Genomic DNA, 21,583 nt, shown 5'->3' with positions numbered 1-21,583 from the left:
GGTGTTATCGCTTGTAATTCCAGTTTACCGCAACGAAGAATCGATCCCTTCGTTGCTACAGGCCATAGATGATCTTAATGTTCAACTACAGGGTGAACTGGAAGTAGTATTTGTTGTAGACGGCAGCCCTGACAAGTCATTCGAACTGCTGCGAGAGAGCCTGCCAATGCGCCAGTTCTCTTCGCAGCTGGTCCTTTTGTCGAAGAACTTCGGGTCGTTCATGGCGATTCGTACCGGGCTTCAGCATGCGAAAGGTCGCACATTTGCGGTAATGGCTGCAGACCTGCAGGAGCCACCGAGCCTCGTACTGACAATGAATAAGGTTCTGAACAATGAACCTGTCGATGTCGTTGTGGGTGTACGTGAAAGCCGGGAGGACCCATTTCTCTCCAAGCTTGCTTCGAAGACGTTCTGGGGCTTGTATAAGCGCTATGTCATTCCGGAAATGCCAGCTGGCGGTGTAGACATGTTTGGCTGCAACCTGGCGTTTCGCGACAACCTCCTGAAACTCGAAGAACGGCACAGCTCGCTGATTGCACAAATTTTCTGGCTGGGATTCCGTCGAGAAGTCGTCCTCTACTCTCGCGTGGCCAGGGAGCATGGAAAATCGGCATGGACACTCAGGAAGAAAATCAACTACCTGATGGACAGCGTGTTTTCCTTCACTGATCTGCCAATCCGCTTGTTGATCAGGGTCGGCGCCGCGGGTTCGATTTTTTCGTCGCTATATGGCATCAGTGTCATTTTTTCGAAACTGGCGGGCCTTATTGAAGTACCGGGCTACGCGATGACGCTATTCATGATCACGCTTCTTGGCAGCCTCAATTTATTAGGCCTCGGCGTTGTAGGTTCGTATGCCTGGCGAACCTATGAAAATACAAAAGGACGCCCATTGGCGATTCCGATGAAAGTCCTTGAGTTTGGAGTCAACAAATGACCGATTCACGTAATTTTTTTGTTCACGAGCAGGCTATCTGCGAGTCCCGGAACATCGGCGCAGGTTCGCGAATCTGGGCATTTGCACATGTACTTCCCAATGCAAGAATCGGTAAAGACTGCAACATTTGCGATCACGTTTTTGTTGAGAACGATGTCGAAATCGGGGACCAAGTGACGCTTAAATGCGGCGTGCAGGTGTGGGACGGAATTACCATCGAGGATAAAGTGTTTGTCGGGCCGAACGTTACGTTCACCAATGACAAATTCCCTCGCAGCAAGGTTTACCCGACCGAATTTACCAGGACTATCATCAGGAAAGGTGCCTCGCTCGGTGCAAACTCCACTATTTTGCCAGGCATAACAATCGGCTCGGCAGCAATGGTTGGCGCGGGCTCGGTCGTTACCAAATCAGTTCCGCCCAACGCGATCGTTGTAGGAAACCCCGCGAAGATCATTGGCTATGTTGACGCGAAAGCAACCAGCACGACGACCGTCGAAAGCCCGAGCAACGTTGGCAAATCCGAGGTTTATCCTTGCGGCGTAACGCTGCATCGCATGCGTGAAGCCGTTGATATTCGGGGCAGCCTCAGTGTCGGCGAGTTCGAACGGGACATTCCCTTCTCGGTGAAACGTTACTTCCTCGTTTCCAACGTCCCGACAGCTGAAACTCGCGGCGAACACGCCCATCGCGAATGCCATCAGTTTCTGATCGCCGTCAAAGGGACCGTTCACGTTGTCGCTGACAACGGCACGAACAGACAAGAATTCGTTCTTGACTCACATACTCTCGGTTTGTTTCTGCCTGCAATGACCTGGGGCATCCAGTACAAATACTCGGCTGACGCAGTATTGCTGGTATTCACCTCCGATTATTATGACCCCGAAGATTATATCCGCGATTACGACCAGTTCCTGCTGGAAAAAAACCGCACCGGGCAAGCTTGAAGTGAACCTGAAAAAACTGAGCGAGATAAAGTTTTTCCGTTTTCTGCTGACCGGCGGCTTCAACACCGCCGTCACCTACGGGCTTTATCTGATCCTGTTAAACTTTTTTGCCTACACAACCAGTTACTCGATCAGCTACCTATGCGGGATCTTGTTGGCGTTTCTTCTAAGTCGATACGTCGTCTTCAAAGAGCACCAAGGCATAAAGTCGGTGGTTTTTTTCCCGCTGATCTACGTCGCGCAGTACCTGTTCGGCTTATTGGTAGTCTGGTTTTGGGTTCGGATTCTATCGCTACCGGAATTTCTGGCACCACTGGCTGCGATCGTCCTGTCACTGCCCCTTACCTACACATTAAGCAAGCTCGTTTTTACAAAACCAAAACGATCCGAATCCTGAGGCCCGATCACGTGCAAGACTGATCGCTCATCCTCACCAACAAAAAAAGGAGCAGCCCCATAAGGGCCTGCTCCTTTTTTACGTCTTCAGATCGACGGTGAGGGCTCCAGCAGCTCTATCGCAATCAATGCTGCCGATGCATCCCGCAAGAAAACGCTCTCCGACAACGCGCTCAACGGTGAGTCAAGCGCGATTCGCCCTGGATATCAGACGGGCTGCAGCGGCTTACCCGCAACAGCTTCAATCCGCCCTTTTGCACTGGCAACAGCGATATCGTAGGCGCCATGCAGCAATGCATGACGCTCGGCACGTACGTTTTGATCAGCAGGTGTACGGAACAATGACGTCGTTTTTGCTACGTAACGGAAGTTTCCTTCAAAGCCGTAGCACAACCATAGACTCCAGTCTTCCAGCTGATCCAGTTCAAGATCAAAACCGCCCCAGCGCGAGTACAGCTCTTTCTTGAACAGAATGGATTGAATCGGGATGAAGTTATGGCGCCGCATCACTTCATAATCCCACTCCTGATGAAAGACAGCCGGGGTATGGAACAACTCTTCCACGTAAGACGTTTTGTCTTCATTGACGTGTGTCGTTACCTCGAACGCCAGACTGTAGGCGGCATCGATTGAAGTATCGGCATTGAGACATTGCATCAACGTTTCAACATGGTCGCAGAACAATAGGTCATCGTCATCCAGGAACATGAAATAAGCGCCGCTGGCATTTGCCATTGCAGCGTTACCGACACCCGAGCGGCCTATCTTTTCATTTGCCAGGAATCGCACGGAAACGTGTGCAGGAGCAACTTCTGCCAGCGATTCCACGAGGGCGCGTTGAGTATCTCCACCGTCTTCCGCGACCAAAAGCTCGATGTTCGGATACGTTTGATTGAACACACTCTGCATGGCTTGCTTCAAGAACATGCCACGACCTCTATAGGTTCGCGTGATGACCGTTACTTTGGGGATTGCCGCTGCCTCAGAAACAGCTTCGGCTGACCAGAACGCCCCCTCTCTTATCAGCTCATAGTCATATCCCCGGAACGGGAATTTCACGGAAGCAGGCCCTTTACCCTTCAAGAAATGGGGAATGTTCCTTAGAAGCTTGGGAACATTCTGCCGCAGCATTTTCTTTGAACCAGGAAATTGCGACGGGTATATAAACAGGGCGGCATACAGAACGAAGGCAATGACGCGATCGGAAAAAGAACCGTAGCGCAGTCGAATGTATGTGTTGCCCAGCACACTGCCGGCAAACTGCAGCGGCTTGACCTCTCCTGCCTCTTCATAGGTATGGTGAAGCACGGTCGCACCAGGAAGATACTTCAACGAGTAACCAAAGGAGCGTAACCGATAAGAAAGCTCTACGTCTTCGCCATACATGAAAATCGCATGATCATAACCACCGCTGCGCAGATAAGCTTCACGCTTGAGCAAAACACAGGCATGGGACGACCAGTTCGTTTCAAGCGTAACCGGGTCATAATACTTTGGATGCTCATACGGGATTTGACGAAATTCCCAACTTGCCGCCGACGTACTCTGATCATTAACCGCCGCAGTAACAGCCTTGACGATGGAATCAGGAAGAAACTCAAGATCGAGATTGACGATCAGGCAATAGTCCGCAGTGCCTTTTCGAATGGCGCGATCGTGGCCTGCACCAAAACCAAGGTTTTGCTGACGAATCACTTCCGCACTGGCAAATCTGCTTGCCTCTTTGCTCAAATACTCTTCGAACAATGCAACCGTGTTATCGGAAGAACCGTTATCAACCACTCTCAGGTGGATCTTTGAAAGCGGATAGTTTTGCGCCTCGATCGAGGCTACAAAGTTGGCAACCCACCGGGCACTATTATAAGCAACGACCGAGATATCAATCTCTGGAAAATCCTCGATCTTTTTGAATACGTCAGCCCGGCCATTTTCAACAAAGCGATTATTGGACAGCGCATTCAAGGCCAGAAGATTATCAGCCGAGAATGTCTTGTCCTGAATAATCTGCGCGAGTCTCATTTTTCTGTAGAGATAAAAAGACCAGACGAACTTCAGGCCCGGAATTCTCAGATAAATGGCACGCGCCACACCTCTCAGCGTCAGTCTGGGTCTGCGCACAAATGCACGGGCCAGATCTTTCGCTCTTGAAACCTTACGCCGAAAACCGCGCAGCGGTCGGGTCAACGTCCAGGACTTGCTGGTGACAATCTCCTGAAACTGTTGATCGAGATCACTCAGCTGCAGTTGCAGGTCGGCATTGGCACGCTCGAGCGTTTGATTATCAAACTGAACCACACTGTTTCGCGCCGAGAGTTGCTGCAACTCCGCATGGAGCTCACCTGCCCACACGTCGGAACGGAAGATATAGGCGCTTGCCACCGGGTCAGCGAGGACAAGGGAGAACGCAGCTGCTCGCTCCATCGGTAGCGGCGGGACTGGCTGAATCGTGGAGAATTCAACGGCTACGCGGCTGATTCCGCAGGCAAGGGCCGCCCGCCTTGCAAAACCCTGCCAACCCTCATCGCCGTGCGAAAATTCCAAATCCTGAAACCGCCCCACATAATCAGCCGGAATCATGAGGTGCCATGAGGCATCGGTGCTCAACGAGGCAAACATCTGGAACTGACTGGCATCTGTCATTTCCCGCACCTCTACCAATTCCAGGAGAGGGGTTCCACGGGCATCATCGAAGTTTTCGATCAACGCGCTCAGTGCACGGACACATACTTCTTGCGGATTTTTGACAAAGGACCAGTAACGGGTTTTCAACGAGGTCGCAACGAAACTTTCCAGCCCGTTTTCTTTGTAAAAGGAAACGGCCAACGCGCCAGCAAATTTCCCGAACAACTTTTCAGGCAACACCCACTCGATTGCCGCACTACTTGCCAGCCCTGAAAGAGCGGCATGCAGCGCCGAGACTTCCGACTCAACGACGTTTTCCGGAAAAACCAGCGAAACGGAAACGCTCATCGAGCTGACGTCATCCTGAGTTTCGACGGTTAGGCTATCGTCTGGCACATAAGCGCGCACAAACTGATATACGTCACTGGCCGGATCAAGAATGGCCTTTAACTTTCTCAGGTCGCGACCGATGCCGACATCCCTGTTCAAGAGAACTGAAGGCTGTTTTGAGAATTGCTCACTGAATTCGAGATGATAGTCACGAGCAGCCACTTCTCTCCAGCCGTTCTTTCGAGTGACTTCAGACAGGTTTTTCTCTGTGTACACAACTGTGTGCGTCTTATCCAACAACCCCGTATCCAGATAATCGTAGTCGCCTGCCAACAGATTGATAGCGACGTCGATATGGGAAGAGTTCGGAACGGAGATTACCAGCGACACTTTCTGTTCGGGAGAAAATGCTTCTTTGATACGACTCAACAGTGCACAGTCATAATCGAGATGTTCAATAACATCCAGAATGGAAATTGTGACAGTCGAATACTTTTCGCAGAGCGATGCCAGCTGAGCGACGACCGCATCGTGATCTCTCAGGTCCAACTCATAAGCTTCGACACCATGGCTTTGCAGGGTACTTACGCTTTCCTGGTTGGCATCAAAACCTATGTATCTGACACCTCCATTTTCGATCTGACGAGCAATCGCCGCGTAGCCACACCCCAAGTCGATATGTATGGCACCGGCACTGGAGCATTTCCGTACAAGATCAACTGCACAGGCATAAACGCTGACAGGCTCATACGAAAAATTGTACTTTTTATCCATTTTTCTGCAACTCGATATCAATCATGGGAATCCCGACCAATCCTGTAGACACACTAGTGCTGTGGGACTTGAAGGCGATTGCGTCGTGAACCCAACTATGAATAACGTGATTGTCCTGAGTACCGTTTGCGATCGCCACACCGATTGTGTAGTCGCCAGCGGGCATCATCGGCATTCTGAATTTGAACGTGGCCGCAAAGTCACTGCCACTGCTGACGCTTACAGCGTCATCGACATAGGTAAGGTAGGTGTTGTCACCGAACAGATGCTGACCATTTTTATCCTTGACCAGGAAACCCACAATCGGTTGATCCAACTCAATTTCCGCGTGAATTTTAACCACAAGTGCAACCAGTTCTCCGCCAACAAACCACGAGATCGGTGCACCGGATTCACTGCCAAGATAGACGTCAACAACATGGGCCTTGCTCAGGCCGAATTTTTCCCCGGTGTCGGAGAACCTGAAAACTTCCAGGTCATTTCTGATCACCGATGCATTGATAAAATCCTGACGAACATCCCGGTAATCCTCGACTGCACGGACTGCATGGACCTTGGTTTCCGCTACCGCCTGGGTCGAACCGGACGAAGCGTAATATTCCGCGAGATAGGACTGACAAACAGTCTTGGAGTCGCTGTAGGCTTTGCGATCTCCGGCCTGCAGCCAGACTGCACGCTCACAGAGACTCATGACGCTATTCGTGTCGTGAGTTACGAACAGGATTGTTCCGCGTTTTTTGAATTCCGCGAGAAAACGCATGCATTTTTGCGTGAAGAATATGTCTCCGACGGCCAGTGCTTCATCGATGACCAAGATATCGGCATCAACGTTGGCGATGACTGCGAATGCAAGGCGCACATACATGCCGCTCGAGTAAGTCTTGACGGGCTGTTCGATGAATTCGCCGATCTCTGCAAACTCCAGAATCGCGTCATATCGTGCGTCAATCTCACTTTTACTCAGGCCAAGAATGCCGGCGTTCATATAGACGTTTTCGCGGCCACTGAACTCCGGATTGAAACCGGAGCCGAGTTCCAGCAACGCCGCGATACGCCCGGACGTCGTCACACTGCCACTGGTCGGCTGGAGCGTGCCACAGATCATTTGCAGAAGGGTCGATTTGCCGCTGCCATTACGGCCGATAATCCCGACGGTCTCACCCTTTCGCACTTCGAACGAAACATCTTTAAGTGCCCAGAACTCCCGGAAGTACTGTTTCGCAGCTTGCCCCATGGCGCGCTGCAAAGGGGGCATCACAAACTGCTTGAGACGATCACGAGGCTGTTCATAAATTTGATAGCACTTACTCAAGTTTTCGACTTTTATAGAAATTTCAGAGGACATCAGCAAACCCCTTACGCGTCTTCTGGAACCAGGCAAAGCCTAACCATGCAACGAATACAGTGACGATCAAATAAAGCCCAAGCATGGCGAAGTCCGGAGCCTTGCCCCAATAGAGAGCGTCCCGAGTCTGCTCGATCACGGGCGTCATCGGATTCAGATAAAGCAATCCGCGATAACGCTCAGGCAATGCAGTGACCGGATAGAAGATTGGCGAAAGGAACATCAGCGTACTGGTGACAATACCGACGAACTGCGCGGCATCACGCAGGTAAACGCCCAACGATGCCAAAGCCCAGCTCAATCCCATGATGAAGAAAATCAAGGGGAGCAGGATCAGTGGCAAGAACAGTGCCGTCGCGTGCGGGATGCCAAAAAAGATGACATAAGCCAGCATCCAGACAGCAAGGCTGATAGCACCATGAAAAAGTGCAGAGCCCAAATTGACCCATGGAAGAATTTCCAGAGGAAAAACGACCTTTTTCACATAGTTCGGGTTGCCGAGGATTAATCCGGGAGCACGGTTCACGCATTCGGCAAACAGGCTGAAAACCATCAGTCCGGCGAAGAGAATCAGGGCGAACTCGGTTTTGGAGTCACTGCCGGTTCCCCAGCGGGCCTTGAAAATAACGCTGAACACAAATGTATACACAACCAGCATAAACAACGGGTTCAGAAAGGACCAAAGAATCCCCATGAACGAGCCACGATAGCGACCGAGAACATCCCGCTGTACAAACGACTTGATCAGGTTTCTATGCCGCCAGAGGCTTGCGATCATTTCCCTGGGACTTGCTGAAAAATTTTGCATCAAGCAAACACCTTACAAATAAAAATTCCTGAACGACTCATAACATCTTCCCTACGTGATGACCTTTCTGATGTATCAATTTCTAGAGCCCGCAGCGCCCTGGCTTTCAGCATCGACAGACTGTGCGCCCGGCCGAGCCACGAGCGTTTGATCGGTTGAAGGTGTCAGCTCTTTCGGTTTGAATTTCAACGCTCTTTTTTCAATCAAATGCCAGGAGCAATATCCCAGGGCCAACGAAATCAAAATCGTGACCGAAAGATAAGTACCGAAAGAGATATCCGGATACTTAAGCAAGACAGCCTGCTGCACCGGGAAAGCATAGATGTAGACTCCGTAGGAGCAGTCACCCACTTTATTGACAAAAGTGCCCAGCCAACTACTGGACAATCCATAAGCTAACACGATGTAGGGCACGGTAATCCATGGCAGGACATTGGTGAATTCGGGATAAGGCGCAAGCAAAATGGTCGCCATCAGCATTACAAAAACACCTGACAGGCTAAGCCAGCGCTCCAGGCGAAATTTTGCAAAACAGGCACCGATCATGAAATAGACTCCGGTCAGGAATACTTGCCGGATATCGGTTCCGTAGATCACCACCATGGGGGCATCCCGCCAGCACCAGAACACCACCACCGCCGCGAACAGCGCCGTGACCGCGGCATAGACCAGGCGCCCCCCCTTGAACAGCATGCCCAGCCCCATGACCACCAGATACATGAAGAACTCGACAGGTAGGCTCCACAACGAGCCATTCACGGCGCCCGGGACCTTTGACTGTTCAAATACACCTGGTAATGAAAATACCGGTTTCAGAATGATGTTCTTCAGATAACCGGTAAAGTACGGGTGCAAAAAGTATTCTTTCAAACTGAGCGTCGTGAAAATCGGTCCGAGCAAAAGCATGCTGACCAACACGACAACGATCAGGGCTGGAAATATTCTTAAAGCCCGCTTCATCAGAAAATCGCGAGGCACCGGATTGGAACCCCAGCTTTTCGTAATCAAGTAACCGCTGATTACAAAAAATATATCGATCCCAAGGCCGCCATAGGAACTAAGCCCCAGAAAGCCGACGGACGGCTTTCCGTAGAACATGAAAGAGTGCGCATAAAGAACCATCAGCGCGGCGATAAGCCGTAACAAATTTAAATTATTGTCTTTATGCAGCATTTCCTGCTCCCGAGCCAATCAACTTCGCATGTATCGAAGAGCATGCGTATACAAACTATGAATGAAACCTGGAGGACGCCTTTCAAGCTCAAGCGCTGGCGCCCCGCTCCCCCGCTGACGGCTGCGAATCATATCATCATCTGCAACCTTCATTGTCGAACCCGCTCACCGCCCTCCCGCCCTCCCGCTCTCTCCTGGCTCGTGGACCACACGACAAGGGCGCTGATCATTGGCTGCCTGGAACATCGGCATTTAGCCAGCAAACGCGAGAAGGAGTCATGAAGGAGGCGACTATTGTGATACCTCTTCCCGTTTGCCCGCACGGTACAGACAGGCCAGCACAACCAGAGGACAGTAGGCGATCGCCACGCCGGCCAATGCGGGGACGAGGCCCATTCCGACTGCTATCGACAGAGGAAGCAGCCATACAACGTTGATGCCGATAACGGCGAACACCACAGCCTTATGGCTTTGGTATTGCCGGGATGCGTATTGATAGGCGTGACTACGGTGAGCCTGATAGACCTTGTCACCGTTGATCAGACGTCGGCACAGCGTCCACGTCGCATCGACGATGAATACGCCCAGTAGAATCACCCAGCTCCAAAGCAACTCGGGCGCCGACCAAGCGGCATGCAGACTGAGCACCCCCAGCACGAACCCCAGGAATCCGCTTCCCGCATCCCCCATGAAAATTCGGGCAGGTGGAAAATTCCAGCATAAAAACCCACCGACCGCGGCGGCCAGCGCGAGTGCAACCCACGTGAAATCGAGGTGCCCCGTCAAACCATATACCAGGCAGACGCCGACGCACGCGCAGATGGCTTCGACACTGGCAATTCCATCGATACCATCCATGAAATTGTAAAGATTGAGCATCCAGACCAGATAAATCAACGCCAGTACCGTACCCGCGATACCGAGATCAATCGCTGCCCCAAAAAAAGCTACGGGAGCCATACCTCCAAGCCAGAACAGCGCCCATGCGGCCGCAGCGAAATGCCCCAGCAGCCTCCACCGCGCTGCGATATGTCCGTGATCATCGGCGAAACCCAATACCGCAACCAAAATGCCGGCACCTGACAGTGCATACATCAACGCCGGACTCATCAGGCCCGACAGAGTCATGAACGGTAAAGCGGCGAGGAAGGTGACAACAATTGCCACCCCTCCTCCGCGAGGCGTTGGGACAGTATGAGAACTGCGCTCATTCGGCACATCCATCAGGCTTTTTGCCAATGCATATCGACGCAAAATCAATGTCAACATCCAGGAAGCCAGGAACACCGCGAGCAACTGCCAGCAAAAAATCATTTCGATTGCTCTTTAAAATAGTGGCACGCAGTCTTGAGCATGGCTTCATCGACGTTAACGGGCGGCCTCCAGCCCAATAGTTCACGAGTCTTTTGAGTATCAACTTGCAGCGACCCGCAAATTCGTTGAGCGAGCGCACGCCTGCCCAGTACCGAGGCCACGGTCACCAGCAACCACTGCGGAAACTTTAACAACCGCGGTTTTTTACCGAGTGCACGGGCCAGGCGCTGCAAGAGCCCCGTTGTAGACAAGTCCTCGCCATCGCTGACCAGAAAAGTTTCGCCTGCAGCTTTCGAATGGCTGATACAAGTAATGATCAAATCCACCAGATTGCCAATGGCGACAAGGCTTCGTTGATTGGAGATCGCACCCAATGGCAGCGGTACGCCCCTGTCCAGCCAACGCATCATGCTGAGAAAGTTGGCTTTGACGCCCGGCCCGTAGACCAGCGGTGGACGAATGATGACAACTTCCATACCGGTTTCCCGACTGAGCCGCTTCAATCGTTCTTCAGCTTCGTATTTGGATACACCATAAGCATCGGACGGCGCCGGCGTGTCATCTGCCTTGAACGGTTTGCCCTCGGCAGTACTTTCGCCATTGACCTTGATTGAACTTATGAAGATGAAGCGCTTTACACCCGCGTCGGCAGCGTGCTGCGCCAACCTGAGAGTGCCTTCAACGTTGATCTTGCGAAACTCCGCCAATGCGTCTGCTGCTGTTTCTTTCATGACGTGCACACGGGCCGCGGCATGAATAACAACGTCGACGGCAACAAGCGAAGGCAAGTTTGCCGAGTCGGCAAGATCGAAAGACACAGCCGGACATAATCCGTTCAGCCGGGTTGAACCCCGCACTGCCGCAATCGGGGAAAAGCGCTTGTTCAGCAATAAACTGAAAACCACGGCCTCCCCGACAAATCCATTAGCGCCCGTCACCAGTACTCGAAGAGCGCTCATGAATGCTTATTCCCCAACAAGGCAGTTGCCCAGCAGATGCAAAAGAAAAAGATTTTATCCCGGACACGGCGCCGACACTTCCACGCACTGAATGACAACTTCATCAATTGCCGGCGTCGCAGCTGTAGCCAGCCTTTCACAAACGGATCGTCGCCCTGCCCGACCAACAAGCTGATCATGCGCACCTGTGCGAACCACCAACCGTCATGAATGGTTTTGTAGCGTGAAACCAACGAGCTCAACCCTGTGTTGGCGCCAACCTGATTGTTTTCATGTTGGCGGTATTCCATGGTGGGTTGCGGATCGATATGCCAACGAAAACCATGGCTACGGGCATACGCATAGAAGTACCAATCATGCAGGCTGACCTTCTGCAATTCCTGCCAATGATTGAGCATCGATTTTTTCAGGGTTTGAGAAAATTGCTTATTGAATACATAAGTGCAACCCGGCCCGGCAGCCTCGAACAGGAAGTCCCATGCGACCTGGGGTTGTGCCTTGTCCAGAAGGGAAGTTTTACCGTCCGGCCAAAAAGCCGTAACGTTGCTTGAGTACGCTTCAACCTGACGATATTGAATCGCAGTGATTGCTCGCTGCAGTTTTTCAACGTGCCAGACATCGTCCTGATCGGAAAACGCTACGAAATCATAAGGCTCGAAATCCACATCACGCATCAATCGAAAGAAATTGCGTGATGCTCCGCCGAACTTCCCTGCCTCAGGAAGCAGCTTGACGCAGGGATGATCGACCGCATAAGCCGCACACCAGGCCTGCGTACCATCAGTAGAGCGATCGACGCTGATATAAACAGCTACGTCGACACCCGACTGGTTGAGAATCGAATCAAGCTGCTCTTCGATCCACTGCATTCCATTGTAGGCAGCCAGCAAAACTGCAACCTTGGGAGATCTGACTGGCATGCCTTTCCTGTTTGCATGATGGTTACGCTAATGGCAACAGACAACACTCTGATCAGCGAGCGCTCATGTCCAAAAGCTTTCTCAAATACTGTCCATAACCGGTTTTTTTCAGGGCGTCTGCCTGAGCTTCCAGTTCGGCGGCGGTGATCCAGCCGTTGTGATAGGCAATTTCTTCCAGGCAGGCGACTTTCAAGCCTTGACGCTGCTCGATGGTATGAACGAAGTGACTGGCCTCCAGCAACGAGTCGTGAGTGCCGGTATCCAGCCAGGCAAAACCACGGCCCAGCATTTCGACGTTGAGTGTCTTGCGTTCGAGGTACGCACGATTCACGTCGGTAATTTCCAGCTCACCACGCTCCGAAGGCTTGATGTTTTTAGCGATCTCGACAACATCGTTATCGTAGAAATACAGGCCTGTTACCGCATAGTTGGATTTTGGCTTCAGTGGTTTTTCTTCGATGCTCAGCGCGCGCCCGTTCTGGTCAAACTCGACGACCCCAAAGCGCTCCGGGTCGGAGACGTGGTAGCCGAAAACGGTAGCCCCCTGCTGCTGGGAGCTGGCAGAACGCAAGTTGTCCGAGAAGTGCTGACCGTAGAAGATGTTGTCGCCCAGAATCAGGCAGCATGGGTCCTGACCGATGAACTCTTCACCGATGATGAACGCTTGCGCCAGGCCATCCGGGCTCGGTTGTTCGGCATAAGTGAGCTTGATGCCGTACAGACTGCCATCGCCCAGCAGCTTGCGGAAACACGGCAGATCATCCGGAGTGGAAATAATCAGGATTTCGCGCATTCCCGCCAGCATCAGCACCGAAAGCGGATAGAAAATCATCGGCTTGTCGTAAATCGGCAACATTTGCTTGGAGACACCCAGAGTCAACGGGTGCAGGCGCGTACCCGAACCACCAGCGAGGATGATGCCTTTACGATTTGTCGTGGTCATTTGTTCAAAACTTCCCTAAGCATTCGGGTTACACCACTTTGCCAATCCGGCAAGTGTAGAGAAAAATTATCGCGCAGCTTCTGAGTATTCAAACGTGAATTCAGCGGCCGACGCGCAGGGGTCGGATAAGCAGTGGTATCGATCGGATTCACAGCCTGTACGGCAAGCTGTTCACCATTGGCCTTGGCAAATGCAATCACGTGACTGGCATAGCCATGCCAGGACACTTCACCGCTGGCTGCCAGGTGATACACCCCCGATAGTTCCGGGCGCTGAAAGGCCTGGCGAATGGCCAACGCGGTGACGTCCGCAATCAGGTCCGCACCGGTTGGCGCACCGATCTGATCGGCGATCACGTTCAAGCTTTCGCGATCAGCAGCAAGACGCAACATGGTCTTGGCAAAATTGTTGCCGCGCGCACCATATACCCAGCTCGTGCGGAAAATCAGATGCTTGCAACCCGACGCGGTGATGAGCTGTTCGCCGGCCAGTTTGCTCGCACCATATGCGTTGACCGGCGCTACGCTGTCCGACTCCTGCCAAGGCGTGGCACCTTCCCCACTGAAGACATAGTCGGTCGAGTAGTGAACCAGCCAGGCGCCAAGGAGTGCAGCCTCTTCAGCCAGAACACCGCTCGCCTGAGCATTGACGCGCGCTGCCAGCTCGACTTCAGACTCGGCCTTGTCAACGGCGGTGTAAGCCGCTGCGTTGACAATGACATCAGGCTTTATCTGGCGGATCGTCGAACGCAAACCCTCAAGATTCGATAAATCACCACTCAATCCATCGATCGAATGGCGATCCAGTGCGATCAGCTCGCCAAGTGGTGCCAGAGAGCGCTGCAACTCCCAGCCGACCTGGCCGTTCTTACCCAGCAGGAGGATTTTCATGCCTTGTTTGAACGATCCGCATAATTTTGATCAATCCACTGCTGGTAACTGCCGCTCTTCACGTGAGCGACCCAGTCAGCATTGTTCAAGTACCATTCAACAGTCTTGCGAATGCCGGTTTCGAATGTTTCTTCCGGAGTCCAGCCCAGCTCGCGCTGAATCTTGCTTGCATCGATCGCATAGCGCTGGTCGTGACCAGGACGGTCCTGAACGTAAGTGATCAGGCTTGCATGAGGGCGATGCGCCGAGTCTGGACGCAGTTCATCGAGCAATGCGCACAGAGTGTTCACTACTTCAATGTTCTGTTTTTCGTTATGGCCGCCAATGTTGTATGTCTCGCCAACGACGCCTTCGGTCACGACTTTGTACAACGCACGGGCGTGGTCTTCGACATACAGCCAGTCGCGAACCTGATTGCCTTTGCCGTAAACCGGCAGAGGTTTGCCTTCCAGCGCATTGAGAATGATCAGCGGAATCAATTTCTCAGGGAAGTGGCAAGGGCCGTAGTTGTTCGAGCAGTTGGTCACCAATGTCGGCAGGCCATAAGTGCGAGCCCAGGCGCGAACGAGGTGATCGGAGCTGGCCTTGCTGGCTGAGTAAGGCGAGCTTGGCTGATAAGGCGTCGTTTCGGTGAAAAGGTCTTCCGGGCCTTCAAGATCACCGTAAACTTCGTCGGTCGAAATATGATGGAAACGGAAGTTGGCTTTACGCACATCATCCAATGCCGCCCAATAGTGGCGAGCAGCTTCCAGCAGAGTGTAAGTACCGATGATGTTGGTCTGAATGAACTCGGACGGGCCACTGATCGAGCGATCGACATGAGATTCCGCAGCCAGGTGCATGATGGCATCTGGTTGATGCTCACGCAAAACACGGTCGATCTGCTCACGATCGCAGATATCGACGCGTTCGAATGCATAGCGCGAATTACCGCTGACTTCAGCCAGCGACTCGAGGTTACCGGCATACGTCAGCTTGTCGACGTTGATCACTGCGTCGTTGGTATTGGAAATGATGTGACGGATGACTGCCGAGCCGATGAAGCCTGCGCCGCCGGTTACTAGAATTTTCACGCGAAACCATACCCTTGAGCTGCGGACAGTGACACTACAAGCACTGTCAATCCATGAACGCAGAAGCTTAAGAATGAAGCTTCTGTCAAAGTCAGTCTAAATCGATGTGGGAATAGGCCACTATCAAACAAGGGACGCATTTTACAGCTTAATGAAGCTTTTACTAATGGATATAGTCAGGCAGAGGCGCAATTTCGACAGACGCCATGCGCCTGCCGGTTTCAGACAAGACGCTTGCGTGCTGCTCTGGACGAGCGTCTCAGAAACAGGCCGAATATAGGACCGACAAACATACCGAACAACAATGCCAGCACCACGACCAGAGACACTGGAAGCTCCGGACCTGCCCAACCTAAAAACAACAACGAAACCGATTGCTGGTTCTCAAGTACAAACGCAAGAACTGCCAACACCAGCAACAGAATAAAAACGCCAAGAAGTACGCGCCTGAGATTACGCACGAGCATCTCCCTGATAATCAGCAACGAGGATCAAACGCCCTCCTCCTCTTCTTCATTCACGCGATCGCGCAGCTCTTTGCCTGGCTTGAAATGCGGAACAAACTTGCCGTCAAGACTGACAGACTGGCCGGTCTTTGGGTTGCGACCGACTCGCGGCGCGCGATAATGCAAGGAAAAGCTGCCAAAACCACGGATCTCGATACGATCTCCAGTAGCCAGGCATTGGGACATTTGTTCAAGCATAGTCTTGATGGCCAACTCCACATCCTTCGATGAGAGCAGCCCTTGATGGGTGACAATTCGTTCGATCAACTCCGACTTCGTCATATTTTTCCCTTCTTTTTCAAGCAGCTAGATCAGCGCTTGAAAGGTTTTAGCACGCCCGGAAGATTTTGAACAGCCCAGGGGTTGACATATCTTTCTCCACATCGAAACGCCCATTTTCAGGGCACCCAGCCACCTGCCCGCACAATGCGCCCTCACCGACAGATCACCAGCATGGTACGAGTGACGTAGCCTGCGGGATTGAAGCCAAAGGGAAACAAATCCTCATCCTTGGCATCATCCGATCGGGTGACCACCTTATAACCCGCTCCCTTGCATTCTTTCGCCGCACGTTTTTGACACTTCTCCCAACCCGACCCCAAACCTGAGCAATCAACCTCAATGCCACTGACGCCGCGCACCGCATGAGTCTTGGCACTGGTAGTACAGCCCGCCAAAGCCAACATGCCCATCAAGACAATAAACTTGTTCATTCACTTCCTTATGCCAGGCACTACGCCCGACTACTGCGATCTTCAGACTAAGCCTAGACGCGAATAGACGATTGATCCGATTAAAGAAACAGACCGCCGCACAAAGGGAATGGTTTCACCGGGACAACACACAGCATGACGCCACACCAAATCGCAGGCACAAAAAAGGGCGACCGAAGTCGCCCTTTTTAATGATCAGACAGAACTCAGTTCTGTTTGGCCATTGCTTGACGCAGCAGTGCCGCCATGGTGGTGTCAGCTGCTTCGCCTTCCGGAGCTGCTTTCAGGCTCTGGATGGCTTCTTTCTCTTCAGCATCGTCTTTCGATTTGATCGACAGCTGGATTACACGGCTCTTACGATCAACGCTGATGATCTTGGCTTCTACTTGCTGGCCTTCTTTCAGGACGTTGCGCGCGTCTTCAACGCGGTCACGGCTGATTTCGGAGGCTTTCAGAGTCGCTTCGATATCGTCGGCCAGAACGATGATGGCGCCTTTGGCGTCAACTTCTTTCACGGTGCCAGTAACGATTGCGCCTTTGTCGTTAACCGAGACGTACTCGGAGAACGGATCGCTTTCCAGTTGCTTGATACCCAGGGAGATACGCTCACGCTCCGGGTCAACCGACAGGATAACGGTGTCCAGCTCGTCGCCCTTCTTGAAACGACGTACGGCTTCTTCGCCCACTTCATTCCAGGAGATGTCGGACAGGTGAACCAGACCGTCGATGCCGCCGTCCAGACCAATGAAGATACCGAAATCGGTGATCGACTTGATGGTGCCGGAGATCTTGTCGCCCTTGTTGAACTGGCCAGAGAAGTCTTCCCATGGGTTCGACTTGCACTGTTTGATGCCCAGGGAGATACGACGACGCTCTTCGTCGATGTCCAGAACCATGACTTCCACTTCGTCGCCGACTTGTACGACTTTCGAAGGGTGGATGTTCTTGTTGGTCCAGTCCATTTCCGAAACGTGTACCAGACCTTCAACGCCTTCTTCCAGCTCAGCGAAGCAGCCGTAGTCGGTCAGGTTGGTTACACGAGCGGTAACGCGAGTGCTTTCTGGGTAACGGGCTTTGATAGCAACCCATGGATCTTCGCCCAGTTGCTTCAGGCCCAAGGAAACACGATTGCGCTCGCGATCGTATTTCAGAACCTTGACGTCGATCTCGTCGCCAACATTGACGATTTCGGAAGGGTGCTTGATACGCTTCCACGCCATGTCGGTGATGTGCAGCAGGCCGTCCACGCCGCCCAGGTCGACGAATGCGCCGTAGTCGGTGAGATTTTTGACGATACCTTTGACTTGCTGGCCTTCTTGCAGGGATTCCAGCAGAGCTTCACGCTCGGCGGAGTTCTCGGCTTCCAGGACGCTGCGACGGGAAACGACAACGTTGTTGCGCTTCTGGTCCAGTTTGATGACCTTGAATTCCAGCTCTTTGCCTTCCAGGTGCGTGGTGTCGCGCACTGGACGGACGTCAACCAGGGAACCTGGCAGGAACGCACGGATGCCGTTAACGTCGACAGTGAAGCCGCCTTTAACCTTACCGTTGATAACGCCCTTGACCACTTCCTCAGCTGCGAAGGCTGCTTCCAGAACGATCCAGCATTCAGCGCGCTTGGCTTTTTCACGGGACAGCTTGGTTTCACCGAAACCGTCTTCAACCGAGTCCAGAGCAACGTGAACTTCGTCACCGACGTTGATGTTCAGTTCGCCAGCGTCGTTGTAGAACTGCTCCAGAGGGATCAGTGCTTCGGACTTCAGGCCAGCGTGAACGGTTACCCAGCGAGCTTGGTAATCGATATCAACGATAACACCGGTGATGATGGAGCCTGCCTGAAGGTTCAGGGTCTTTAGGCTTTCTTCAAAGAGTTCCGCAAAGCTTTCGCTCATTTTAATTCCTGTTGATTAGGGCGAAAAAGTACGCCCATCTCCACATCCCAGACGATGTGGGTTAGTTTCATTAAAAAGAAGCACCACAGGACTATGACTGGTCCCCTGTGGCCTTCTTGGTCACCCGGCGATATCGCGAATGGCGATCTCGCTCATGATGCGTTCAAGCACCTGATCGATGGACAACTCCGTGGAATCCAGCTGTATCGCGTCGGCCGCCGGCTTGAGCGGGGCCACCGCTCGCTGGGTATCACGCTCGTCGCGCGCACGGATCTCATCTAGCAGACTCGACAGACTAACACCCTCGACTTTGCCCTTCAACTGCAAATATCGCCGGCGCGCCCGCTCCTCGGCACTGGCGGTCAGGAAAATCTTCAGCGGCGCATTCGGAAATACCACCGTTCCCATGTCACGACCATCGGCCACCAGGCCCGGCGTTTCCTGGAACGCGCGCTGGCGCTGCAGCAGCGCCTCGCGCACAGCCGGCAACGCAGCCACCTGGGAAGCGCCGGAACCGACGCTCTCGGTGCGGATGACATCGCTGACTTCATCACCTTCCAGAATGATGCGCTGCAACTGACCGTCGGTCGCTGCGATGAACTGCACATCCAGATGAGCGGCCAGTTTCTTCAGCAGCTCTTCATTGGTCAGGTCGACACCATGATTGTGCGCAGCGAACGCCAGCAGGCGATACAACGCGCCGGAGTCCAGCAGATTCCAGCCCAGACGCTTGGCCAGAATCCCGGCTACGGTGCCTTTGCCCGAGCCGCTTGGCCCATCGATGGTGATGACCGGAGCAATGTTGTTCACGACTGAGCCTCTTGCGCCACACGAATGCCGACCTGTGCGCACAGCGCCAGGAAGTTCGGGAACGATGTCGCGACGTTGGCGCAATCATGGATGCGGATCGGTGCAGTGGCGCGCAGCGAGGCCACGCTGAAAGCCATCGCGATACGATGATCGCCATGACCGTGCACTTCGCCGCCGCCGATCTGGCCGCCGTCGATGATGATGCCGTCCGGGGTCGGTTCGCACTTGACGCCCAGCGCCAGCAAACCGTCCGCCATGACCTGGATACGATCCGATTCCTTGACCCGCAGCTCTTCGGCGCCGGTCAGCACGGTGCGCCCTTCGGCACAGGCTGCCGCCACGAACAGTACCGGGAACTCGTCGATGGCCAGAGGGACCAGCGCTTCCGGAATCTCGATACCTTTGAGTTTAGCTGCTCGCACGCGCAGGTCGGCAACCGGCTCGCCACCCACTTCACGCTGGTTTTCCAGAGTGATGTCGGCACCCATCAGGCGCAGGATGTCGATCACACCGGTACGTGTCGGGTTGATGCCGACGTGTTCGAGCACCAGTTCCGAACCTTCGGCAATCGACGCCGCCACCAGGAAGAACGCCGACGACGAAATGTCACCCGGCACTTCGATATGGGTCGCAGTCAGCTTACCGCCAGACTCAACCGATGCCGTCGCACCGTTGACGCTCACCGAATAGCCGAAGCCGCGCAGCATGCGCTCGGTATGGTCGCGGGTCGGGGCCGGCTCGGTCACGGTGGTCTTGCCTTCGGCGTACAGACCCGCCAGCAGCAGGCAGGATTTCACCTGGGCACTGGCCATCGGCATGGTGTAGGTCAGCCCCTTGAGCTTGTGACCACCACGAATGGTCATCGGCGGACGACCGTCGGCAGCGGTTTCAATCACGGCGCCCATTTCCCGCAGCGGGTTGGCCACGCGATTCATCGGACGCTTGGACAGCGACGCATCACCGGTCAGGGTGCTGTCGAAATCCTGCGCGGCCAGCAGACCGGACAGCAGGCGCATCGAAGTACCGGAGTTGCCCAGATAGATCGGGCCCGGCGCAGGCTTCAGGCCGTGCAGGCCGACACCGTGGATGGTCACGCGGCCGTGATGCGGGCCTTCGATGACCACGCCCATGTCGCGGAACGCCTGCAGGGTCGCCAGGGCATCTTCGCCCTCGAGGAAGCCTTCGACTTCGGTGACGCCTTCAGCCAGGGAGCCGAGCATGATCGAACGGTGGGAAATCGATTTGTCACCCGGTACGCGAATCCGACCGGACAGGCGGCCACCAGGTTGAGCCAGGAAGATCAGATCGTTGGAATTCATAGCGTCCACATAGGCCCTGCGGGCCAGGATTTTACTGAAATGCTCGCGGGCAACCCGGGCGCGCGTGAAGACGCCCAACAATTGGTGCCCATCCCCTGCATCGACCGCGTCGCGCAAGGCGTCGAGGTCGCTGCGAAATGTATCGAGTGTGCGCAGGACAGCCTCGCGATTGGCGAGAAAGATGTCATGCCACATGACCGGGTCGCTTCCGGCGATTCTTGTGAAATCGCGAAAACCGCCCGCAGCGTAACGGAAGATCTCAAGGTTTTCATTGCGCTTGGCCAGCGAATCGACCAGACCGAAGGCCAGCAGGTGCGGCAGATGACTGGTCGCCGCCAGTACTTCATCGTGACGCTCGACCTGCATGTGCTCGACATCGGCACCGAGTTCGCGCCACAGGCGATCGACCACCGCCAGCGCAGCCGGATCGGTCTGCTCCAGCGGGGTCAGTATCACCTTGTGACGACGAAACAGCTCTGAGTTGGAGGCTTCCACCCCGCTCTGCTCGGAGCCGGCAATCGGATGACCCGGCACGAAGCGCGCCGGCATGCCGCCGAACGCTTCGCTCGCCGCACGCACCACATTGCCCTTGGCACTGCCGACGTCCGTCAGGATCGCTTGCCCCAGATCCATGCCGGCCAGACGGGCCAGCACTTTTTCCATGGCCAGGATCGGCACCGCCAACTGGATCACGTCCGCGCCCTGGCAGGCAGCCACCAGATCCTCTTCGCAGCGATCCACCACACCCAACTCGACCGCCAGCTTGCGTGATTGCGGATCGAGATCGACCCCGACCACTTCGCGGCACACGCCGCTTTCACGCAAGCCTTTGGCAAACGAACCACCGATCAACCCCAGACCGACCACCACCAGGCGCCCGATCATAGGTGCAGCAGATTGCAGCGCAGTGAC

General features: G+C 53.8%; 19 protein-coding genes. 3 read left to right on the top strand and 16 right to left on the bottom strand.

Features of this window, described 5'->3' with window-relative positions; translation table 11 throughout:
* Position 1: 1 nt before the first annotated feature.
* The 3 genes from AC07NR_RS25315 to AC07NR_RS25305 are packed head-to-tail and all read left to right on the top strand — an operon-like array spanning position 2 to position 2,281.
* Complete coding sequence (locus AC07NR_RS25315; protein ID WP_134827691.1) at positions 2-937, top strand: glycosyltransferase family 2 protein; 936 nt, start codon at positions 2-4, stop codon at positions 935-937.
* The gene (locus AC07NR_RS25310; RefSeq protein ID WP_248740173.1) at positions 934-1,884 is read left to right on the top strand and encodes a WxcM-like domain-containing protein; all 951 of its coding nucleotides are present in this window, start codon (positions 934-936) and stop codon (positions 1,882-1,884) included. The genes AC07NR_RS25315 and AC07NR_RS25310 overlap by 4 nt, the downstream gene beginning before the upstream one ends.
* 1 nt (position 1,885) lies before the next feature.
* On the top strand, positions 1,886-2,281 hold the full coding sequence (locus AC07NR_RS25305) for a GtrA family protein (protein ID WP_225739916.1): 396 nt from the start codon (positions 1,886-1,888) through the stop codon (positions 2,279-2,281).
* 206 nt (positions 2,282-2,487) lie between these two features.
* Here AC07NR_RS25305 and AC07NR_RS25300 read toward each other — a convergent pair whose 3' ends face one another.
* The 16 genes from AC07NR_RS25300 to AC07NR_RS25225 form a co-directional block, all read right to left on the bottom strand.
* Positions 2,488-6,006: a glycosyltransferase gene (locus AC07NR_RS25300; RefSeq protein WP_248740172.1), complete on the bottom strand. Its 3,519-nt coding sequence runs from the start codon at positions 6,004-6,006 to the stop codon at positions 2,488-2,490.
* The gene (locus AC07NR_RS25295) at positions 5,999-7,351 is read right to left on the bottom strand and encodes an ABC transporter ATP-binding protein (protein ID WP_134827695.1); all 1,353 of its coding nucleotides are present in this window, start codon (positions 7,349-7,351) and stop codon (positions 5,999-6,001) included. Before AC07NR_RS25295 ends, AC07NR_RS25300 begins: the two co-directional genes overlap by 8 nt.
* A complete protein-coding gene (locus AC07NR_RS25290) occupies positions 7,341-8,159 on the bottom strand; it encodes an ABC transporter permease (protein WP_134827696.1) in 819 nt (272 codons plus the stop codon). Before AC07NR_RS25290 ends, AC07NR_RS25295 begins: the two co-directional genes overlap by 11 nt.
* 75 nt (positions 8,160-8,234) lie before the next feature.
* The gene (locus AC07NR_RS25285; protein WP_495079710.1) at positions 8,235-9,332 is read right to left on the bottom strand and encodes an acyltransferase family protein; all 1,098 of its coding nucleotides are present in this window, start codon (positions 9,330-9,332) and stop codon (positions 8,235-8,237) included.
* Positions 9,333-9,623: 291 nt separating this feature from the next.
* The gene (locus tag AC07NR_RS25280; protein ID WP_134827698.1) at positions 9,624-10,646 is read right to left on the bottom strand and encodes an MraY family glycosyltransferase; all 1,023 of its coding nucleotides are present in this window, start codon (positions 10,644-10,646) and stop codon (positions 9,624-9,626) included.
* A complete protein-coding gene (locus AC07NR_RS25275) occupies positions 10,643-11,605 on the bottom strand; it encodes a UDP-glucose 4-epimerase family protein (RefSeq protein ID WP_495079709.1) in 963 nt (320 codons plus the stop codon). Before AC07NR_RS25275 ends, AC07NR_RS25280 begins: the two co-directional genes overlap by 4 nt.
* Positions 11,602-12,525: a glycosyltransferase gene (locus AC07NR_RS25270; RefSeq protein WP_495079708.1), complete on the bottom strand. Its 924-nt coding sequence runs from the start codon at positions 12,523-12,525 to the stop codon at positions 11,602-11,604. The genes AC07NR_RS25275 and AC07NR_RS25270 overlap by 4 nt, the downstream gene beginning before the upstream one ends.
* 52 nt (positions 12,526-12,577) lie before the next feature.
* Positions 12,578-13,468, bottom strand: coding sequence for a glucose-1-phosphate thymidylyltransferase RfbA (gene rfbA / locus AC07NR_RS25265; protein WP_134827701.1), 891 nt, complete (start codon positions 13,466-13,468; stop codon positions 12,578-12,580).
* Positions 13,465-14,358 (bottom strand): dTDP-4-dehydrorhamnose reductase, encoded by an 894-nt coding sequence (gene rfbD, locus AC07NR_RS25260; protein WP_248740166.1) that lies wholly within the window; start codon positions 14,356-14,358, stop codon positions 13,465-13,467. The genes rfbA and rfbD overlap by 4 nt, the downstream gene beginning before the upstream one ends.
* Positions 14,355-15,431: a dTDP-glucose 4,6-dehydratase gene (rfbB, locus tag AC07NR_RS25255; protein ID WP_248740165.1), complete on the bottom strand. Its 1,077-nt coding sequence runs from the start codon at positions 15,429-15,431 to the stop codon at positions 14,355-14,357. The genes rfbD and rfbB overlap by 4 nt, the downstream gene beginning before the upstream one ends.
* 221 nt (positions 15,432-15,652) lie before the next feature.
* Positions 15,653-15,892, bottom strand: coding sequence for a lipopolysaccharide assembly protein LapA domain-containing protein (locus AC07NR_RS25250; RefSeq protein WP_248740164.1), 240 nt, complete (start codon positions 15,890-15,892; stop codon positions 15,653-15,655).
* A 30-nt stretch (positions 15,893-15,922) separates the two neighbouring features.
* Positions 15,923-16,219 (bottom strand): integration host factor subunit beta, encoded by a 297-nt coding sequence (gene ihfB, locus AC07NR_RS25245; protein ID WP_003189779.1) that lies wholly within the window; start codon positions 16,217-16,219, stop codon positions 15,923-15,925.
* Between the two features lie 152 nt (positions 16,220-16,371).
* Positions 16,372-16,650 (bottom strand): hypothetical protein, encoded by a 279-nt coding sequence (locus AC07NR_RS25240; RefSeq protein WP_134827705.1) that lies wholly within the window; start codon positions 16,648-16,650, stop codon positions 16,372-16,374.
* 206 nt (positions 16,651-16,856) lie between these two features.
* Positions 16,857-18,542 carry a 30S ribosomal protein S1 gene (gene rpsA, locus AC07NR_RS25235; RefSeq protein WP_007950918.1) on the bottom strand — a complete coding sequence of 562 codons (1,686 nt, stop codon included), beginning with the start codon at positions 18,540-18,542 and terminating at the stop codon, positions 16,857-16,859.
* Positions 18,543-18,662: 120 nt separating this feature from the next.
* Positions 18,663-19,352, bottom strand: coding sequence for a (d)CMP kinase (cmk, locus tag AC07NR_RS25230; RefSeq protein WP_007950916.1), 690 nt, complete (start codon positions 19,350-19,352; stop codon positions 18,663-18,665).
* Positions 19,349-21,556 carry a bifunctional prephenate dehydrogenase/3-phosphoshikimate 1-carboxyvinyltransferase gene (locus tag AC07NR_RS25225; protein ID WP_495079772.1) on the bottom strand — a complete coding sequence of 736 codons (2,208 nt, stop codon included), beginning with the start codon at positions 21,554-21,556 and terminating at the stop codon, positions 19,349-19,351. The genes cmk and AC07NR_RS25225 overlap by 4 nt, the downstream gene beginning before the upstream one ends.
* Positions 21,557-21,583 lie beyond the last annotated feature (27 nt).

It is taken from the genome of Pseudomonas sp. GW821-FHT09C09 (genome assembly GCF_059418105.1).
Note: the sequence above shows the minus strand (reverse complement) of the source record. Positions and strands in the feature narration are given on the sequence as shown.

What these genes read in the sequence shown, in the direction of transcription:
- AC07NR_RS25310 (WP_248740173.1), top strand. Translation starts at nt 934, where the DNA reads ATGACCGATTCACGTAATTTTTTTGTTCACGAGCAGGCTATCTGCGAG.
- AC07NR_RS25300 (WP_248740172.1), bottom strand. Translation starts at nt 6,006, where the DNA reads ATGGATAAAAAGTACAATTTTTCGTATGAGCCTGTCAGCGTTTATGCC.
- AC07NR_RS25295 (WP_134827695.1), bottom strand. Translation starts at nt 7,351, where the DNA reads ATGTCCTCTGAAATTTCTATAAAAGTCGAAAACTTGAGTAAGTGCTAT.
- AC07NR_RS25290 (WP_134827696.1), bottom strand. Translation starts at nt 8,159, where the DNA reads ATGCAAAATTTTTCAGCAAGTCCCAGGGAAATGATCGCAAGCCTCTGG.
- AC07NR_RS25285 (WP_495079710.1), bottom strand. Translation starts at nt 9,332, where the DNA reads ATGCTGCATAAAGACAATAATTTAAATTTGTTACGGCTTATCGCCGCG.
- AC07NR_RS25280 (WP_134827698.1), bottom strand. Translation starts at nt 10,646, where the DNA reads ATGATTTTTTGCTGGCAGTTGCTCGCGGTGTTCCTGGCTTCCTGGATG.
- AC07NR_RS25275 (WP_495079709.1), bottom strand. Translation starts at nt 11,605, where the DNA reads ATGAGCGCTCTTCGAGTACTGGTGACGGGCGCTAATGGATTTGTCGGG.
- AC07NR_RS25270 (WP_495079708.1), bottom strand. Translation starts at nt 12,525, where the DNA reads ATGCCAGTCAGATCTCCCAAGGTTGCAGTTTTGCTGGCTGCCTACAAT.
- rfbA (WP_134827701.1), bottom strand. Translation starts at nt 13,468, where the DNA reads ATGACCACGACAAATCGTAAAGGCATCATCCTCGCTGGTGGTTCGGGT.
- rfbD (WP_248740166.1), bottom strand. Translation starts at nt 14,358, where the DNA reads ATGAAAATCCTCCTGCTGGGTAAGAACGGCCAGGTCGGCTGGGAGTTG.
- ihfB (WP_003189779.1), bottom strand. Translation starts at nt 16,219, where the DNA reads ATGACGAAGTCGGAGTTGATCGAACGAATTGTCACCCATCAAGGGCTG.
- AC07NR_RS25240 (WP_134827705.1), bottom strand. Translation starts at nt 16,650, where the DNA reads ATGAACAAGTTTATTGTCTTGATGGGCATGTTGGCTTTGGCGGGCTGT.
- rpsA (WP_007950918.1), bottom strand. Translation starts at nt 18,542, where the DNA reads ATGAGCGAAAGCTTTGCGGAACTCTTTGAAGAAAGCCTAAAGACCCTG.
- AC07NR_RS25225 (WP_495079772.1), bottom strand. Translation starts at nt 21,556, where the DNA reads ATGATCGGGCGCCTGGTGGTGGTCGGTCTGGGGTTGATCGGTGGTTCG.